The organism is Enterobacter sp. N5-15 (genome assembly GCF_057221635.1).
In genome coordinates this window covers 4,566,815-4,585,465 of record NZ_CM170150.1, presented here as the reverse complement: position 1 = coordinate 4,585,465, position 18,651 = coordinate 4,566,815, and the positions used below count along the sequence as shown (strand labels likewise).

The following is an 18,651-nucleotide window of genomic DNA, read 5'->3' as shown; positions in this document are numbered from 1 at the left end:
ATGTGATGAAAGCCTTTCGCTGGTGTGCATTTGCAGCGTTGATGCTGGCGGCGCTTCCTCTTCGCGCCGCCTGTACCTGGCCTGCCTGGGAGCAGTTTAAAAAGGATTACATCAGCGAGGGCGGGCGTGTCGTTGATCCCAGCGACACGCGCAAAATTACGACGTCGGAAGGGCAAAGCTACGCCTTGTTCTTTGCCCTGGCGGCGAACGATCGCAACGCGTTTGACCAGCTGCTGACCTGGACGCGCGATAATCTTGCCAGCGGCAATCTCAACGACCACCTGCCTGCCTGGCTATGGGGTCAGAAAGATAAAGAGACGTGGGCGGTGATTGATACTAACTCCGCCTCTGACGCCGATGTCTGGATCGCCTGGTCACTGCTCGAAGCGGGTCGGTTGTGGAAACATCCGGACTATACCCGCACGGGCAAGGCGCTGCTGAAACGCATTGCCAGCGAGGAAGTGGTGAAAGTGCCGGGGCTCGGCGCAATGCTGCTTCCCGGTAAAGTCGGTTTTGCCGATGAACACGTCTGGCGCTTTAACCCCAGCTATCTTCCTCCGCAGTTAGCGAGTTATTTCACGCGTTTGGGTACCCCGTGGACCCAGCTTCGTGAAACCAATTTGCGTCTGCTGCTGGAGAGCGCGCCGAAAGGTTTTTCGCCGGACTGGGTGCAGTATCAGAAAAACAGAGGCTGGCGGTTACAGCAGGATAAATCGCTTGTGGGCGGTTACGACGCCATCCGCGTTTATCTCTGGGTTGGAATGATGAGTGATAAAGATCCTCAGAAAGCCCGGCTGCTGACGCGCTTCCAGCCGATGGCGGCAAAGACAATGAAACGGGGTGTGCCGCCGGAGAAAGTGGATGTGGCGACCGGTAAACGCACCGGGAATGGCCCGGTCGGGTTTTCTGCCGCCATGCTGCCGTTTTTACAACAACGTGATGCCCAGGCGGTTCAGCGCCAGCGCGTTGCGGACCATTTTCCCGATAACAATGCCTATTACAGCTACGTGCTGACTCTCTTTGGGCAAGGATGGGATCAGCATCGTTTTCGCTTCACCGCAAAAGGTGAATTAATACCGGATTGGGGCCAGGAATGCGCAAGTTCACAGTAAATCTACTCACTTTATCGCTTGGCCTGGCGCTTATGCCGTGGGCCCAGGCCGCCAACTCACCGCAGCAGAAACAGCTGCTGGAGCAGGTTCGGCTGGGCGAATCGACACAGCGTGAGGATTTGGTTCGTCAGTCGCTCTATCGTCTTGAGCTGATTGACCCGAACAACCCTGACGTCATTGCCGCACGCTTTCGCTACCTGCTGCGCCAGGGCGATAACGCTGGCGCACAAAAAGAACTGGATCGTCTGAAAGGGATCGCGCCGGGCTCAAGTGCATACCAGTCATCTCGCAACACGATGCTGCTTTCCACGCCGGATGGCCGCCAGCAGCTCCAGCAGGCGCGACTGCTCGCCACCACGGGACACACCCAGGAGGCGATTGCCGCCTACGACAAGCTGTTTGACGGCAACCCGCCGGGGGGCGACGTGGCGACGGAATACTGGAACGTCGTGGCGAAAGACCCCGCTCGCCGGAATGCAGCCATTAACCAGCTCAAGAAAATAAATACCAGCAGCCCCGGAAATACACAGCTGCAGGCGACGCTGTCCCAGCTTTTGTTCCAGAGCGGACGCCGTGACGAAGGCTTTGCGGTGTTGCAGGAGATGGCCAAATCTACCAATGGCCGTAGCCAGGCGTCTGATATGTGGTATGACCAAATCAAAGGCCAGCCTGCCAGCAGCGCCAGCGTCAGCGCGCTGCAAAAATACCTGAGCGTATTCAGCGACGGTGATAGCGTCGCGGCGGCGCGTGCCCAGCTTGAAGCGCAGCAAAAACAGCTCGCTGACCCGGCGTTCCGCGCGAAAGCGGAAGGGCTGGCGGCGGTGGATGCCGGGCAGGGAAGTAAGGCGGTGGCTGAGCTGCAAAAAGCCGTCAGCGCCAACCATGCCGACAGTGAAGCGGTGGGCGCCCTCGGCCAGGCCTATTCCCAGAAAGGCGACCGCGCACGCGCGGTGGCGCAGTTTGAAAAGGCGATTGCCCTCGATCCCCAGAGCGATAACCGGGGTAAATGGGACAGTTTGCTCAAGGTTAACCGTTACTGGCTGCTGATCCAGCAGGGCGATGCGGCGCTGAAGGCGAATAACCCGGCGCAGGCGGAGCGTTACTATCAGCAGGCTCGCGGTATCGACAATACCGACAGTTATGCCGTGCTGGGGCTGGGCGATGCCGCCGCGGCGCGTAAAGATAACGACGCGGCGGAGCGTTATTATCGCCAGGCGCTGCGTATGGACAGCGGCAACAGCAATGCGGTCCGCGGCCTGGCCAATATCTACCGCGCGCAGTCCCCGGAGAAGGCCTCGCAGTTTATCCAGTCTCTCTCCGCCAGCCAGCGCCGGAGCATTGATGATATTGAACGCAGTCTGACCAACGAGCAGCTCTCCGCCCAGGCAGAACAGCTGGAGAATCAGGGGAAATACGCTCAGGCGGCAGAGATTCAGCGTCGTCGTCTGGCGCTCTCTCCGGGCGACGTGTGGATAACCTATCGTCTCTCGCGCGATCTCTACAGCGCGGGTCAGCGCAGCCAGGCGGATACCCTGATGCGTCAGCTTGCCAGCCAGAAACCGTCCGACCCGGATCAGGTATACGCCAGCGGGCTCTATCTTTCCGGAAACGATCAGGACCGCGCCGCGCTGGCGCATCTGGACACGCTGCCGCGCAGCCAGTGGAACGGCAATATTCAGGAGCTTGCCGACCGTCTGCAAAGCAACCAGGTGCTGGAAACCGCCAACCGTCTGCGCGACAGCGGCAAAGAGCAGGAGGCGGAAAACCTTCTGCGCCAGCAGCCAACCTCCACCCGCATCGACCTGACGCTGGCGGACTGGGCGCAGCAGCGTGGCGATCTGGCGTCGGCGAAAACGGCGTACAACGGCGTTCTGCAGCGTGAGCCGCAGAACGAAGACGCGATCCTCGGCCTGACCGAGATTTATAGTGCGCAGGGTAACAAAGATGCCGCGCGTGCAGAGCTGGCGAAACTGCCCGCCGCGCAAAACGGCCAGCCGCAGTCGCTCAACATGCAGCGCCGGATCGCGATGGCGCAGGCAGGCCTGGGCGATTCCGCTGCCGCAGAACAGACCTTCAATAAAATCATTCCGCAGGCTAAATCGCAGCCCGGCTCCATGGAAAACGCGCTGGTGTTACGTGATGCCGCGCGTTTCCAGGCGCAAAACGGGCAGCCTCAGCAGGCGCTGGAAACCTATAAAGATGCGATGGTGTCTTCCGGCGTCACGACGACCCGTCCGGCCGATAACGACAGTTTCACCCGTCTGACGCGTAACGATGAAAAGGACGACTGGCTGAAGCGCGGCGTGCGCAGTGATGCCGGTGACTTGTACCGTCAGCAGGATGTTAACGTCACGCTGCAGCACGACTACTGGGGCTCCAGCGGCACGGGCGGCTATTCCGACCTGAAAGCGCATACCACCATGCTGCAGGTGGATGCCCCGCTCTCTGACGGACGCATGTTCTTCAGAAGCGATCTGGTCAATATGGATGCCGGTTCGTTTGCGACGAAAGACGGGAAGTACGATCCGAACTGGGGTACCTGTTCTGCAACGCCGTGTAGCGGCAATACCCATCAGTCCGACAATGGCGCAAGCGTTGCCGTCGGCTGGCAGAATAAAACCTGGGCGATGGATATTGGCACCACGCCAATGGGCTTTGACGTCGTCGACGTGGTGGGTGGCATCAGCTACAGCAGCGACCTGGGGCCTGTCGGCTATACCGTTAACGCCCATCGCCGCCCAATCTCCAGCTCTCTGCTGGCCTTTGCCGGACAAAAAGATACCAACACCGGCACCACCTGGGGCGGCGTACGTGCCACCGGTGGCGGCGTAAGCGTGAGCTATGACAAAGGAGAAGCGAACGGCGTCTGGTCCAGCCTGAACGCGGAAACGCTGACGGGTAAAAATGTGGAAGATAACTGGCGCGTCCGCTGGATGACGGGTTACTACTACAAGCTCATTAATAAAAACAATGAGCGCCTGACGGTCGGCGTCTCCAATATGCTCTGGCACTACGACAAAGACCTGAGCGGCTATACCCTGGGTCAGGGCGGCTACTACAGCCCGCAGGAGTATGTCTCCTTCGCACTGCCGGTGACCTGGCGTAAACGCACGGAGAACTGGTCCTGGGAGCTGGGTGGCTCGGTGTCCTGGTCTCACTCCAAAACCAAAGACGAGCTGCGCTACCCGATTCAGAATCTGATCCCGACCGATGAGCCAGACCGCTATACCGACCGGGGCGCGATGGAAACCGGCAGCAGCTCCTCAGGCACGGGTTATACCGCGCGGGCCATTATCGAACGCCGCGTCACGTCCAACTGGTTTGTGGGCATGGGCGTGGATATCCAGCAAGCGAAAGACTATACCCCAAGCCATGCGCTCATTTATGTGCGTTACTCTGCTGCAGGCTGGCAGGGCGATATGGACTTACCGCCGCAGCCGCTCATCCCGTACGCGGACTGGTAATCGGATTTTCCTTAATCCATTTGTAAGTCTCTCTTAATAGCGCGGCAATCGGGTATACTCAGGCGCGCCAGGTTTACACCCTGGCGCGCCCTGCGCTTCGAGTTTTGTGGAGAGTCATTTTGCGTGTCAGCCGTTCCTTAACAATCAAACAGATGGCGATGGTCTCCGCCGTCACCATGCTGTTTGTACTGCTCTTCTGCGTAATTTTGCTGTTTCATTCCGTACAGCAGAATCGCTATAACACGGCTTCGCAGTTAGAAAGTATCGCCCGCTCGGTGCGCGGCCCGCTTTCTGCTTCTATCCTTAAAGGGGATATTCCCGAAGCGGAAACCATTTTAAAACGCATTCAGCCTGCCGGCGTCGTTAGCCGCGCCGACGTCGTCTTGCCCAACCAGTTTCAGGCGCTGCGGATGAGCTTTATTCCGGAGCGTCCCGTCCCGATGATGGTGATGCGCCTGTTTGAACTGCCGGTGCAAATTTCGCTGCCCGTTTATTCACTCGAACGCCCTGCCAACCCGCAGCCGCTGGCCTACCTGGTATTACAGGCGGACTCCTACCGCATGTATAAATTCGTCATGAGCTGGGTGGTTACGTTAGTGACCACTTGCTTACTTATGACGCTGATCCTCAGCGTGGCGCTCACCTGGTGCATTAACCGACTGATCGTTCATCCGCTGCGCCGCATCGCCCGCGAGCTGAATATGCTTGCGCCGCAGGATCAGATGGGGCATCAGCTTGCGCTGCCGCGTCTGCATCATGACGATGAGATAGGTATGCTGGTGCGCAGCTACAACCTCAACCAGCAGCGCATCCAGCGTCAGCAGGATGAGCTAAACAGCAGCGCCACGCGCTTTCCGGTGTCGGAGCTTCCCAATAAAGCCTTCCTGATGGCGATGCTGGAGCAGACCGTTGCCCGTCAGCAAACCACGGCGCTGATGGCAATCGCCTGTGAAACCCTGCAGGACACGGCTGGCGTGCTTCAGGAGAGCCAGCGCGAAATGCTGCTGCTGACCCTGGTGGAAAAAGTGAAGTCTGTCCTTGCCCCGCGCATGGTGCTGACCCAGGTCAGCGGTTACGACCTGGTGGTGATTGCCAATGGCGTAAAAGAGCCCTGGCATGCGATCACATTAGGTCAGCAAGTACTCACTGTCATTAATGAGCGGTTGCCCATTCAGGGTATCCAGCTTCGCCCGAGCGCCAGCATCGGTATCGCCATGTACTATGGTGATTTAACGGCGGAACAGCTTTATCGTCGCGCGTTCTCGGCGGCGTTTACCGCCCGGCGCAAAGGGAAAAACCAGATCCAGTTCTTCGACCCGGAGCAGATGGAAAAGGCGCAGCAGCGCCTGACGGAAGAAAGCGACATCCTGACCGCGCTGGATAACCGCCAGTTTGCCCTCTGGCTACAGCCGCAGGTGAATTTGCTGACGGGAGAAGTGAAAAGCGCCGAGGCGCTGCTGCGCGTGCAGCAGCCGGATGGTTCATGGGAGCTGCCGGAAGGGCTGATTGAGCGCATTGAGTCCTGCGGCCTGATGGTTACCGTCGGCTACTGGGTGCTGGAGGAGTCCTGCCGTCAGCTTGCGGCCTGGCAGGAGCGCGGCGTGACGCTGCCGCTGTCGGTCAATTTGTCTGCCCTGCAGCTTATGCACCCGACCATGGTTTCAGAGATGCTGGAGCTGATCCATCGTTACCGCATCAAGCCAGATACGTTAACCCTGGAAGTGACAGAAAGCCGACGCATAGACGATCCCAACGAGGCGGTCGCAATCCTGAAGCCGCTGCGTAATGCCGGCATTCGCATTGCGCTGGACGATTTTGGCATGGGATACGCCGGGCTGCGCCAGCTTCAGCACATGAAAACCCTTCCGGTGGACGTGCTCAAAATTGACAAAGCCTTTGTCGACGGTCTGCCGGACGACAGCAGCATGGTGCAGGCGATTATCCAGATGGCGCGCAGCCTCAACCTCGATATTATTGCCGAAGGGATTGAAACCGAAGCGCAACGCGCCTGGCTGGCAGAGGCGGGCGTGGAGAGCGGACAGGGCTTCCTTTTTGCCCCTGCTGTTCCTTCGGATGTCTTTGAACAACGATACCTTTCCGGCGCTGACAACCACGCAAAAGTGTAATTTTGTTGCTGGCTTGTGCGAGCCAGCTCAAAGTTCTTAACATTTGTGTTTCAAATTTGAACTGAGTTTATTTCTGTCCTGTTATGTGGGTGTTATTTTAAAGCCGCAGGTTAACCATAACCTTACAAAACCTGTGGTTTTTCTTCCCAAGGACACCTTATGAAAACCTCACTCTTCAAAAGTCTTTATTTCCAGGTCCTGACAGCCATCGCCATCGGTATTCTGCTGGGTCACTATTACCCTGAACTGGGCGCGCAAATGAAACCGCTTGGCGACGCGTTCGTTAAGCTCATCAAAATGGTCATCGCTCCGGTGATCTTCTGTACCGTCGTGACGGGTATCGCTGGCATGGAAAGCATGAAGGCGGTAGGTCGTACCGGTGCAGTGGCGCTTCTCTATTTTGAAGTGGTCAGTACCCTTGCGCTGATTATTGGTCTGATCATCGTCAACGTGGTGCAGCCTGGCGCGGGGATGAACGTCGACCCGTCAACGCTGGATGCCAAAGCGGTCGCGGTGTATGCCGAGCAGGCGAAGGATCAGGGCGTGGTGGCCTTCCTGCTGGACGTGATTCCGGGCAGCGTCATTGGCGCGTTCGCCAGCGGAAACATCCTGCAGGTTCTGCTGTTCGCCGTGTTGTTTGGCTTTGCCCTGCACCGTCTGGGTAGCAAAGGCCAGCTTATCTTTAATGTGATCGAAAGCTTCTCGCAGGTCATCTTCGGCATCATCAATATGATCATGCGCCTGGCGCCGATCGGTGCTTTCGGTGCGATGGCCTTCACCATCGGTAAGTATGGCGTCGGTACGCTGGTGCAGCTGGGTCAGCTGATTATCTGCTTCTATATCACCTGTATCCTTTTCGTGGTCGTGGTGCTGGGGTCCATCGCCCGCGCGACAGGTTTCAACATCTTCAAATTCATCCGTTACATCCGCGAAGAGCTGCTGATTGTTCTGGGGACCTCCTCTTCAGAATCGGCGCTGCCGCGCATGCTCGACAAGATGGAAAAGCTGGGATGCCGTAAATCGGTGGTCGGGCTGGTGATCCCGACGGGCTACTCCTTCAACCTGGACGGCACCTCGATATACCTGACGATGGCGGCCGTGTTTATCGCTCAGGCGACCAACAGCCATATGGATATTTTCCATCAGATTACCCTGCTGGTGGTGCTCCTGCTCTCCTCTAAAGGGGCAGCAGGCGTGACGGGCAGCGGCTTTATCGTGCTGGCTGCCACTATTTCCGCCGTGGGTCACCTGCCGGTGGCGGGTCTGGCGTTGATTCTGGGTATTGACCGCTTCATGTCAGAGGCGCGTGCGTTAACCAACCTGGTGGGTAACGGCGTGGCAACGGTGGTGGTGGCGAAATGGGTGAAAGAGCTGGATCACAAAAAGCTCGACGATACTCTGAATAACCGTTCAACTGACAGCAAAAATCCTGGCTTATCCTCTTAATCTTGTCACAAATGCCCGTATTCCCTTGTCGGGATGCGGGCTCCTGCGCATAATAACTGTTCGTACCTGTCATAATTCGACAAGATTTTTTTTGGGTATATTTCACTTCGGACCGTGACGTTTTGCCGAACGCGCGGTCTAATCGACGTGTTTTCATCGTCATCTTTAAGAGTGAAGCGCGTCGCGAAACACTCTTTTTTAACCAGGAATGTTGATCAGGGGTTCACATGCAGGGCACAAAAATTCGACTCTTAACCGGCGGTTTGCTGATGATGGCAGCAGCCAGTTATGTGCAGGCAGATGCGCTCCAGCCAGACCCGGCCTGGCAACAAGGGACATTAGCGAACGGTTTTCAGTGGCAGGTGTTAGCCACTCCGCAACGTCCCAGCGATCGTATTGAAATCCGTCTGTCAATTAATACCGGTTCCCTCTCGGAAAGCACTCAGCAAACCGGTTTTAGCCATTTCATTCCCCGGCTGGCGCTCACGCAGAGCGGCAGCCTGCAAGCGGTTCAGGTGCGTTCGCTTTGGCAGCAGGCCATCGATCCGAAACGCCCGCTCCCCCCGGCCGTTCTCTCGTATGACTACACCATGTTTAACCTGAGCCTGCCAAACAACCGTAACGACCTGCTTAAAGAAGCGCTTACGTATCTCTCCGATGCCTCTGGCAATCTGGCGATTACGCCGGACACCGTCAACTATGCGCTGAGCAACAGCGACATGGTGGCGACCTGGCCTGGGGATACCAAAGAGGGCTGGTGGCGTTACCGCCTGAAGGGCTCAACGTTACTGGGACACGATCCGGCCGAACCGCTGAAACAGCCGGTGGACGCCGAACAGGTAAAATCGTTCTACCAGAAGTGGTACACCCCGGACGCGATGACGCTGATCGTGGTGGGCAACGTGGACAGCCGCGCGGTGGTGGAGCAGATCAACAAAGCGTTTGGTGATTTGAAAGGCAAGCGTGAAACTCCAGCCCCTGTTCCGACGCTTTCTCCGCTGCGTGCAGAGCCTGTCAGCATTATGACGGACGCCGTGCGTCAGGATCGCCTCTCCATCATGTGGGATAACGCCTGGCAGCCAATCCGCGAGTCCGCGGCGATGTTGCGCTACTGGCGTGCCGATCTGGCGCGTGAAGCGCTGTTCTGGCACGTTCAGCAGACGCTGAGCAAGAACAACGTGAAGAATATTGGTCTTGGCTTTGACTGCCGCGTGCTGTTCCAGCGTGCGCAATGCGCCATCAACGTTGAATCGCCGGGCGATAAGCTGAATGCCAATCTGGGTGTGGTCGCAAAAGAGCTGGCAAAAGTGCGTAAAGAGGGGCTTTCCGAAGAGGAATTCAACGCGCTCGTGGCGCAGAAAAAACTCGAGCTGCAGAAGCTGTTTGCGACCTACGCTCGCGCCGATACCGACATTCTGATCAGCCAGCGTATTCGCTCTTTGCAGAATCAGGTGGTCGACATTGCGCCGGAACAGTACCAGAAGCTTCGTCAGGACTTCCTGAACGGTCTGACCGTCGACATGCTCAATCAGGACCTCCGTCAGCAGCTGTCGCAGGAGATGGCGTTGATACTCCTGCAGCCGAAGGGCGAGCCGGAATATGACATGAAGGAACTGCAGAAGACCTGGGATTCCATTATGGCTACCGCGCCGCAGCCGGCGCAGGCCGCCACGGCTGATGATTTACATCCGGACGCGACGGATATTCCGCAGGGGCAGTAATGCCTGAACATTCCCTCTCCCTGTGGGAGAGGGTTAGGGTGAGGGCATCAGCCCGCACCCTACTTAAACAGGCATCGCCTCACGCGGAATAATCGCCCCGCGATACTGAATCACCGTGCTGGCCGTCAGGTGCCCACGCTGTGCCGCCGCTTCCGGCGTTCCACCCGTCAGACGTATCGCCAGATAGCCCGCGCTGAATGAATCGCCTGCCGCCGTGGTATCAATCACTTTCTCTTTGGCAAGCTTCACCGCCGGAACGTCAACCAGCGATTCACCCGCCACCGCGACCAGGCACGACTCTGCACCGCGCTTAATCACCACTTCGCTCACGCCTGCCGCCTGCGTGCGTGCAATCACGTCCTCTACAGGTTTCTCACCCCACAGGGCGTCTTCATCGTCGAGCGTCAGGAAGGCGATGTCGGTGCACTGCAGCATCTGTTGATAGACCTGCTGCGTCTCTTCGCGGCTGGCCCACAGGCGCGGGCGGTAGTTGTTATCGAAAATAACCTTCCCGCCGTTTGCACGGCATTCGCGCAGCAGCGAGAGCAGCTTTTCTCGGCTGGCGGGGCTTAAAATCGCCAGGCTAATGCCGCTCAGATAGAGGTAGTCAAATGTCGCCAGCTCTTCGCAGATGGCTGCGGCCGCGTCGCTCTCCAGCCAGAATTTGGCCGCGGCTTCGTTACGCCAGTAATAAAACGTGCGTTCGCCTGTACTGTCGGTTTCGATGTAATAAAGCCCCGGGAGGCGGTTTTCCATGCGCTGAATCAGCGACGTTTCAACATGTTCACTCTGCCAGGCCTCCAGCATTTGCTGGCTGAAGCTGTCCGTACCCAGGGCGGTAACGTAGTTCACGGTAAGCGCGTCAGGCGCGACCTGACGGGCAATATAAACGGACGTGTTTAACGTATCGCCACCAAATCCGCGGCTGACTTCCGCGCCTTTTTGTGACAGCTCAATCATGCATTCGCCAATCACGGCAATTTTTTTGGACATAGTCGTGAACCTGAACAGAAGAATTATCAGCAGTGTGCGCTGAGTGAATTAACCGGTCAACTATATTAAAACAACGTTCCATTATTTTATTTGAGCCAGCGCGTGTTCCCGCGCATTTCTGTCATCTTAATTTCATTTTCCCGGTGAATTGAACATAAAGTTCTCAATTGTCGCGCCGATAATCCTGTGACGAGTCCAGAAAGGCTATCCCAACAACAGGACATCTGAAATGAAGTCAGAGCAGGTTATCCAGCGGCTGAGCACTACGCCTGAGGCAAGTATTGAGAACTTGCAGGAGCATCGCTACTGGCTGCAATGTGAGCGTGCGTACACCTATCAGCCGATCTACCGAACAGATGGTCGACTGATGGCAATTGAGATTTTGACCGTCGTTACGCACCCCTCAAACCCTACTCAGCGCATCGCGCCGGATCGCTATTTTGCCGAAGTTGCCGTTCGCCAGCGCCTGGACGTGCTGGAAGAGCAGCTTCGCATGCTGGCGACGAAGCAGTCTTTTTTCGAACGGCACGATATCCTCGCCTCGGTTAACGTCGATGGCCCAACCCTGCTGGCGCTGCGCCAGAACGCGAAATTGCAGGAGCTGATCGCCACTCTGCCGTGGATGCGTTTTGAGCTGGTGGAGCATGTCCGCCTGCCGCAGGATTCCTCGTTTGCTTCGATAAGCGAATACGGCCCGCTGTGGCTGGATGACTTTGGCACCGGCATGGCGAACTTCTCCGCCCTGAGTGAAGTGCGCTACGACTACATTAAAGTGGCCCGCGATCTGTTCATTATGCTGCGTCAGACCCAGGAAGGGCGGAATCTGTTTACGCTGTTATTACAGCTGATGAATCGCTATTGCCAGGGCGTGATTGTTGAAGGTGTGGAAACACTGGAAGAGTGGCGTGATGTGCAAAACTCTCCCGCAGCGGCGGCGCAAGGCTATTATCTCTCTCGCCCGGTACCCATGGATCGCCTCGATAGCGTTATAACGACCCTCTGATAAGCCCGCTTCCCTTTGTCTGGACTATAGTTTTACAGAACAGGTCATCAGGAAAGGGGATAAAAATGACGAGAACAACCAGGGTAATCTCCTGGACAGCAGGGATTTTCTTGTTGTTGATCGTGGTCGTCGCCATCATTATTGCGACGTTTGACTGGAACCGTCTCAAGCCGACCATCAACCAGAAAGTCTCAACCGAACTGAACCGCCCCTTCGCCATACGCGGTGATTTAGGGGTGGTGTGGGAGCGTCAGAAAGAGGAGCCAGGCTGGCGAAGCTGGATCCCCTGGCCACACGTCCATGCCGACGACATCATCCTCGGCAACCCGCCGGATATCCCGGACGTCACAATGATCCACCTGCCGCGCGTTGAAGCCACGCTGGCTCCGCTGGCGCTCCTCACCAAAACGGTCTATCTGCCGTGGATCAAACTTCAGCAGCCCGATGCGCGCCTGATCCGACTCTCAGAAAAAAACAACAACTGGACGTTTAACCTTGCCAGCGACAGCGAAAAAGATCCGAATGCCCAGCCTTCTTCCTGGTCATTCCGTCTCGACAATATTCTTTTCGATCGCGGACGGATCGCCATCGACGATAAGGTCAGCAAGGCGGATGTGGAGATCCTTGTCGATCCGCTGGGCAAACCGCTGCCGTTTAGCGAGGTCACGGGCACGAAAGCAAAAGGCGACGCGGCAAGCGTAGGTGATTATGTCTTCGGCCTGACGGCAAAAGGGCGCTACAACGATCAGCCTCTCAGCGGTAAAGGGAAAATAGGCGGCATGCTGGCGCTGCGGAGCGAAGGCACGCCGTTCCCGGTGCAGGCGGACTTCCGTTCCGGTAACACCCGCGTGGCGTTCGTGGGCACGGTCAACGATCCGATGAATATGGGTGGCGTCGACCTTCAGCTCAAATTTGCCGGTGATTCGCTGGGCGAGCTGTATGAACTGACCGGCGTACTGCTGCCGGATACCCCACCGTTCGAAACGGACGGGCATCTGGTCGCCAAAATCGACACCGAAAAATCGTCCGTTTTTGACTACCGGGATTTCAACGGCCGGATCGGCGACAGCGACATCCACGGCACGCTAACCTACACCACCGGAAAACCGCGCCCGAAACTGGAAGGGGACGTTGAGTCCCGTCAGCTGCGTCTGGCCGACTTAGGCCCGCTGATAGGTATCGACTCCGGTAAAGGCACGAAGTCAAAAGAGGTGAAGAAAGATCCTCAGCCTGCCGGGAAAGTGCTGCCTCATGAGCGCTTTGAGACGGATAAATGGAACGTGATGGATGCGGATGTGCGCTTCAAAGGCGGAAAAATTGAACATGGCAGTACGCTGCCGATCAGCAATCTTTCGACCCATATCCTCCTTAAAAACGCCGACCTGCGCCTGCAGCCGCTGAAGTTCGGCATGGCGGGCGGGACGATCTCCTCGAACATTCACCTGGAAGGCGATAAGAAGCCGATGCAGGGACGGGCGGAGATCCAGGCACGTCGATTGAAGCTGAAAGAGCTGATGCCGAACGTAGAGCTGATGCAGAAAACCCTCGGTGAAATGAACGGTGATGCCGACATTCGCGGCGTGGGGAACTCTGTGGCGGCGCTGCTGGGCAGCGGTAATGGTAACCTGAAGCTGTTGATGAACGACGGGCTGGTGAGCCGCAACCTTATGGAGATCCTGGGGCTGAACGTGGGTAATTTCGTTATCGGGCAGATCTTCGGTGATGACGAGGTGCGGGTGAACTGCGCGGCGGCCAATCTGGATCTGGTTAACGGCGTGGCGCGCCCGCAGATTTTTGCCTTTGACACGGAAAACGCGGTGATTAACGTGACCGGTACCGCGAGCATGGCCTCGGAGCAGCTTGATCTGACGATTGACCCGGAAAGTAAGGGGATCCGTATCATCACCCTGCGCTCGCCGCTTTACGTGCGCGGGACCTTCAAAAATCCGCAGGCGGGCGTGAAGCCCGGACCGTTGATTGCGCGTGGCGCAGTAGCTGCGGCGCTTGCGACGCTGGTCACCCCAGCCGCAGCGCTGCTGGCATTGATTTCGCCGTCAGAAGGCGAAGCGAATCAGTGCCGGAATATTTTGTCGCAGATGAAGAAGTAAGGTGCGGCCTGTTTCGCCGGGTGGCGCTGCGCTTACCTGGCCTACGGGACTTCCTCCCTCTCCCTGTGGGAGAGGGCCGGGGTGAGGGCATCAGGCCGCAGTGAATTACAGAGCCTGGTGCTTTGTCTCATGCGTCATCAGCAGCGCAATCAGCGTCAGCGCCGCCATGGCCGCCAGATAGACACCCACGTAGAACAGACCATAGTTCGCCTGCAGCCAGGTTGCGATATACGGCGCAACGGATGCGCCCAGAATTGAGGCAACGTTGTAGGAGAACGACGCGCCCGTATAACGCACTTCCGTCGGGAACAGCTCCGGCAGCAGCGCGCCCATCGGGCCGAAGGTCAGCCCCATCAGGCTCAAGCCAATCAGCAGATAGGCCATCACCAGCGCCGGGCTTCCTGAACCCAGCAGCGGCGGGAAGACGAAAAGGGCAAACAGAATGATCAGCGTGGTGATCACAATCATGCTTGAGCGGCGACCAAACTTATCCGCCAGCAGGCCCGCAATCGGCACCATCACACCGAAGCCGATCACCGCCATCATCAGCATCCACAGCACTTCGTTACGCGGCAGACCCAGCCCCACCGGCGCGGCAGCGGTGCTGTACGTCATGGAGTAGACGGTCATGATGTAGAACAGCGTATAGGTTGCCAGCATGATAAACGTGCCCAGCACGGTCACGCGGACGTGTTTGGTCAGCAGCGTTCCCAGCGGTACTTTTACCTGTTTTTTCGCTGCCGCGACTTTGGCAAAGACCGGCGTTTCGTGCAGGGAGACGCGCACATACAGACCAATCAGCACCAGTACGGCAGAGAAGACAAACGGAATACGCCAGCCCCAGCTCATGAACTGCTCATCCGTCAGCAGCCAGGAGAGCAACAGGAACGTCCCGTTGGCAAAGAAGAAGCCAATCGGTGCGCCAAGCTGCGGGAATGAGCCATACAGCGCGCGCTTGCGCGCCGGAGCGTTCTCGGTGGCCAGCAGCGCCGCGCCGCCCCATTCACCGCCCAGGCCCAGACCCTGACCAAAACGCGCCAGCGCCAGCAGGACCGGCGCCAGAATGCCGATGGTTTCATAGGTCGGCAGCAGACCGATGGCCACGGTGGAGATGCCCATCGTCAGCAGCGAGGCCACCAGGGTGACTTTGCGGCCAATGCGATCGCCAAAGTGTCCAAACAGCGCAGAGCCAATCGGACGCGCAACAAACGCGATGGCAAAGGTCGCCAGAGACTGCAGCGTGGCCGCCGTCGGATCGCCCTGCGGGAAGAAAATATGCGGGAAGACGATGACCGCGGCGGTGGCATAAATATAAAAGTCGAAGAACTCAATGGCGGTGCCAATCAGCGATGCGACGACAACTTTATTGCGCGAGTTTACCGGAACGTTTTCCGTTCCCGAGTCGAGTGTGGTGGCTGTTGCTTGCATAATATTTTCTTATTTTTGTCGAACGAAAGGCCATATTACGCACAGCAAAAGCGACATTTCAATCTGTAACAAAGCCGCGCGCTGGTGATAAAAGCAACAAAAAGCGGATAATTTTCAGGCCAGCCAAAACACGTCTATGAAATGCTTCACAGATTTTAAATATCAGTCAATTAAACTGGTTTTCAGTTAAATAAAAGTTACGGACTGGATTTATATGCTGAAATGATGAATCGGGCTGAAATTTCAGCCCGAGAGCGGGGTTACCGGTGCGTTTTGCCCGGCATCCGCGGGTCGTCTTTGTACTCGGCGGTGGCAATCCACGCCGCGCAGAACAGGGTTAAACGCGCGAAGAAGTAGAAGAACGCCATCAGCCCCAGCACCGAGCCAAAGGCCGCGCCGGAAGGGGATTTAACCAGTGACGGTAATGTGTAAGTCATCACGATTTTGATGACTTCAAAGCCGATCGCCGCAATCAATGTGCCGCGGATCAGCGCCTTCTTGCGCGGACGATGGCGGGGCAAGCGCCAGAAGATCCAGAAGAACAGCAGGTAGTTGGCGAAGATGGAAATGGCCAGACCAATGCCGCGCCAGGCGGGCTTCAGCCATTCGATGTAATCAAGGTAAAGCGCGGAGATGATCATCTGCTGCGCCGAGCCCGCCACGGAGGTAATGGAAAGCGTCACGATGAGCGCGACAAGCAGGCCAATCAGCGAAACAAAATCGCGGAGATACTTAACCAAAATTTTCTCCTGGTCCTGCGGCTTACGCTCCCAGACATCGCGCGACTGGGCGCGAATGGCCTCGCGCAGGTTGCCCATCCAGTTAACGCCGGAGTAAAGGGCAATCAGCAAACCGACGATGCCGACGGTGGTACGCTGCTGAACGGCGGTATTGATAGTGCTTTTGAGCGTGCTGGCCAGGGTCGGGTCACTGACGTTATTCAGGATCTTATTGAAGATATCCTGCAGCAGCGTCGGGTGCGACGCGAGCACAAAACCTGCCGCCGCAAACGACACCATCAGGATCGGGATCATCGACAGGAAGGAAAAATAGGTGATGGCGGCACCAAACTGGTTTCCCATACGGTCATTAAAGCGCTCGGTCGCGCGTATCAGATGCGCAACCATGGGAAACTGCTGAATTCTCGCGGCAAGGCCGGTGACGGTCCCCAGCGCTTTGCTGGCGGTGCCTGGCGAGGTGGCCTCTTCAGGCCCGGTTTCCATCTTTTTGACGGGCTCATACTCTAAATGTTGGGTGGGTCGTTGCGGATTGTTTTCCGGCGTCACGCGCATTTTCCTTTTCGTTGAGCTGGATGTGTTTTTGAATTATAGCTTGCGACTAGTCCACGTAAGCTTTTGTGAGTTCGGTCAGCCACTCCATGAACAGATGGACCCGTCGGGAGAGGTTGCGGCGGTGGGGATAAATCAGGGAGACGGGCATCGGTTCGGCCCGGTATTGCGGGAGGATCTCAATCAGTTTCTTCGCGCGCAGCAAATCGCGCACCCCAACCCGCGGAACCTGAATAATGCCCAGCCCGGCGAGGCAGGCAGCCTGGTAAGTTTCCGTGCTGTTGACGGTTAACACCCCGCCCGTTTTTATCCACTGCGTCGCACTGCCGTTATAAAACTCAAAGCCCTGCGGGCGGGTTCCCAGCATCGCGGCGTAGTGGATGACGGCGTGCGAGCCTAAATCGTCCAGCGTTTCCGGGTAGCCGAATCGCGCCAGATAATCCGGGCTGGCGCAGTTAATCACCGACAGCTTGCCCAGCGGACGGGCAATCAGCCCTGAATCCTTCAGCGCGCCGACGCGGACGACGCAATCAAACCCTTCACGGATCACATCCACCAGGCGATCGCTGCTGCTGAGTTCCAGTTCAATGCCCGGATAGTGCTGCAGAAAAGCAGGCAGTTTGGGGATGACTAAATTTCGAGCAACGCCGACGGGCATATCCACGCGCAGACGGCCGCTGATGCTGGAGGGATCGTGCTGAAACATGCCGTCGAGTTCATCAAGGTTTGCCAGCAGATCTTTTGCCCGCTCGTAATAGACCATGCCGTCCTGCGTCAGGCTGACGCGGCGCGTGGTGCGGTGCAATAGCTGGGTGCCAAGCCGGTTTTCCAGAGCCTGAATCTGTCGTGAAACGCTGCCTTTCGGCAGGGTTAATGTTTCGGCCGCGCGGGAAAAACTCTCCAGTTCCGCGACGCGGACGAATAGCTGCATTGCGTGAATTTTATCCATAGAGGAAGCTCATTGTTGTTGCTGATGAAACAGTGAAGCGCTTTAACCTATCTTTATTGATTTTCTATCACCTAATAAGCTCTTTCTCAATCTCCTTAACAGCCAAAACGAGGTATATGATGAGTGAACGTATCGCATTAGTGACGGGTGGTAGCCGCGGTCTGGGTAAAAACGCTGCGTTAAAGCTGGCGGCAGACGGCACGGGAATCGTCCTGACATACAACCGTAGCCAGCAGGAAGCGCTGGACGTTGTGCATGAAATTCAGCAAAAAGGCGTCAACGCAGCGGCATTACAGCTTAACGTCGGGGATATCACGGGTTTTGATACTTTTGCCCGACAGCTTCAGGAAATCCTTAGGACCGTCTGGCAGCGTGAAACCTTTGACTATTTATTGAACAATGCCGGAACGGGTTTATATGCGCCCTATACCGACACGACGGAAGCGCAGTTTGATGAGGCGCTGAACATTCATTTCAAAGGGCCTTTCTTCCTGACCCAGCGCCTGCTGCCGCTGCTTAACGACGGGGGCCGGATCCTCAACGTCTCCAGCGGGCTGGCCCGTTTTACCCAACCGGGCTCAGGGACCTACGCGGCCATGAAGGGGGCGATGGAAGTGCTGACGCGCTATCAGGCGAAGGAGCTGGGCGCGCGCGGGATCGCCGTCAATATCATTGCGCCGGGCGCGATTGAAACCGACTTTGGTGGCGGACGCGTGCGCGACAACGCAGAGCTGAATCAGCTGCTGGCCTCGCAGACGGCGCTGGGGCGGGTGGGGCTGCCGGACGATATTGGCGATGCCGTTGCGGCACTGCTGAGCGATAAGCTGGGCTGGATGAATGCGCAACGTATTGAAGTGTCAGGCGGTATGTTCCTGTGATGCACGCGCGTAAGGGGAAGGAATCTCTTAAGGAAATCCTTAACATGAATGTGTCTAAATACGGGCAGATATAAAGAACTCGGGGGGATTTGTAACGTCCCCATTCGTTGAGTTTTTTCTTAAATCACCCCTCT

At 57.1% G+C, this 18,651-nt stretch carries 12 protein-coding genes; 8 read left to right on the top strand and 4 right to left on the bottom strand.

Annotated features, from left to right (window positions below):
• The first annotated feature begins 5 nt into the window (after nucleotides 1–5).
• From bcsZ to AC2TE5_RS21720, 5 genes are all read left to right on the top strand, one after another.
• A complete protein-coding gene (gene bcsZ, locus AC2TE5_RS21740) occupies nucleotides 6–1,112 on the top strand; it encodes a cellulose synthase complex periplasmic endoglucanase BcsZ (RefSeq protein ID WP_213329138.1) in 1,107 nt (368 codons plus the stop codon).
• Entirely contained in the window at nucleotides 1,094–4,576 is a 3,483-nt protein-coding gene (gene bcsC, locus AC2TE5_RS21735) for a cellulose synthase complex outer membrane protein BcsC (protein WP_484612353.1), read from the top strand. Before bcsZ ends, bcsC begins: the two co-directional genes overlap by 19 nt.
• A 119-nt stretch (nucleotides 4,577–4,695) precedes the next feature.
• The gene (hmsP, locus tag AC2TE5_RS21730; protein ID WP_484612352.1) at nucleotides 4,696–6,702 is read left to right on the top strand and encodes a biofilm formation regulator HmsP; all 2,007 of its coding nucleotides are present in this window, start codon (nucleotides 4,696–4,698) and stop codon (nucleotides 6,700–6,702) included.
• A 159-nt stretch (nucleotides 6,703–6,861) separates the two neighbouring features.
• Nucleotides 6,862–8,148 carry a dicarboxylate/amino acid:cation symporter gene (locus tag AC2TE5_RS21725; protein WP_023333768.1) on the top strand — a complete coding sequence of 429 codons (1,287 nt, stop codon included), beginning with the start codon at nucleotides 6,862–6,864 and terminating at the stop codon, nucleotides 8,146–8,148.
• 227 nt (nucleotides 8,149–8,375) lie between these two features.
• Nucleotides 8,376–9,869: a M16 family metallopeptidase gene (locus AC2TE5_RS21720; RefSeq protein WP_213329070.1), complete on the top strand. Its 1,494-nt coding sequence runs from the start codon at nucleotides 8,376–8,378 to the stop codon at nucleotides 9,867–9,869.
• A 63-nt stretch (nucleotides 9,870–9,932) separates the two neighbouring features.
• Here the strand turns inward: AC2TE5_RS21720 and kdgK are convergent, their stop codons facing one another.
• Nucleotides 9,933–10,862, bottom strand: a complete 930-nt coding sequence (kdgK, locus tag AC2TE5_RS21715; protein WP_213329071.1) for a 2-dehydro-3-deoxygluconokinase — start codon at nucleotides 10,860–10,862, stop codon at nucleotides 9,933–9,935.
• 229 nt (nucleotides 10,863–11,091) lie between these two features.
• Here kdgK and pdeH point away from each other — a divergent pair, with 229 nt between their 5' ends.
• Both pdeH and AC2TE5_RS21705 read left to right on the top strand, forming a co-directional pair.
• Nucleotides 11,092–11,865 (top strand): cyclic-guanylate-specific phosphodiesterase, encoded by a 774-nt coding sequence (gene pdeH / locus AC2TE5_RS21710; RefSeq protein WP_484612351.1) that lies wholly within the window; start codon nucleotides 11,092–11,094, stop codon nucleotides 11,863–11,865.
• A gap of 65 nt (nucleotides 11,866–11,930) precedes the next feature.
• The gene (locus tag AC2TE5_RS21705; protein WP_484612350.1) at nucleotides 11,931–13,973 is read left to right on the top strand and encodes an AsmA family protein; all 2,043 of its coding nucleotides are present in this window, start codon (nucleotides 11,931–11,933) and stop codon (nucleotides 13,971–13,973) included.
• A gap of 105 nt (nucleotides 13,974–14,078) precedes the next feature.
• Here the strand turns inward: AC2TE5_RS21705 and AC2TE5_RS21700 are convergent, their stop codons facing one another.
• The 3 genes from AC2TE5_RS21700 to AC2TE5_RS21690 form a co-directional block, all read right to left on the bottom strand.
• Nucleotides 14,079–15,401, bottom strand: a complete 1,323-nt coding sequence (locus AC2TE5_RS21700; protein WP_484612349.1) for an MFS transporter — start codon at nucleotides 15,399–15,401, stop codon at nucleotides 14,079–14,081.
• Nucleotides 15,402–15,661: 260 nt separating this feature from the next.
• A complete protein-coding gene (gene yhjD / locus AC2TE5_RS21695) occupies nucleotides 15,662–16,687 on the bottom strand; it encodes an inner membrane protein YhjD (RefSeq protein ID WP_484612348.1) in 1,026 nt (341 codons plus the stop codon).
• 52 nt (nucleotides 16,688–16,739) lie between these two features.
• Nucleotides 16,740–17,639, bottom strand: a complete 900-nt coding sequence (locus tag AC2TE5_RS21690) for a LysR family transcriptional regulator (RefSeq protein ID WP_213329074.1) — start codon at nucleotides 17,637–17,639, stop codon at nucleotides 16,740–16,742.
• A gap of 119 nt (nucleotides 17,640–17,758) precedes the next feature.
• Here AC2TE5_RS21690 and AC2TE5_RS21685 point away from each other — a divergent pair, with 119 nt between their 5' ends.
• Nucleotides 17,759–18,517, top strand: coding sequence for an SDR family NAD(P)-dependent oxidoreductase (locus tag AC2TE5_RS21685; RefSeq protein WP_484613372.1), 759 nt, complete (start codon nucleotides 17,759–17,761; stop codon nucleotides 18,515–18,517).
• The last annotated feature ends 134 nt before the right edge of the window (nucleotides 18,518–18,651 follow it).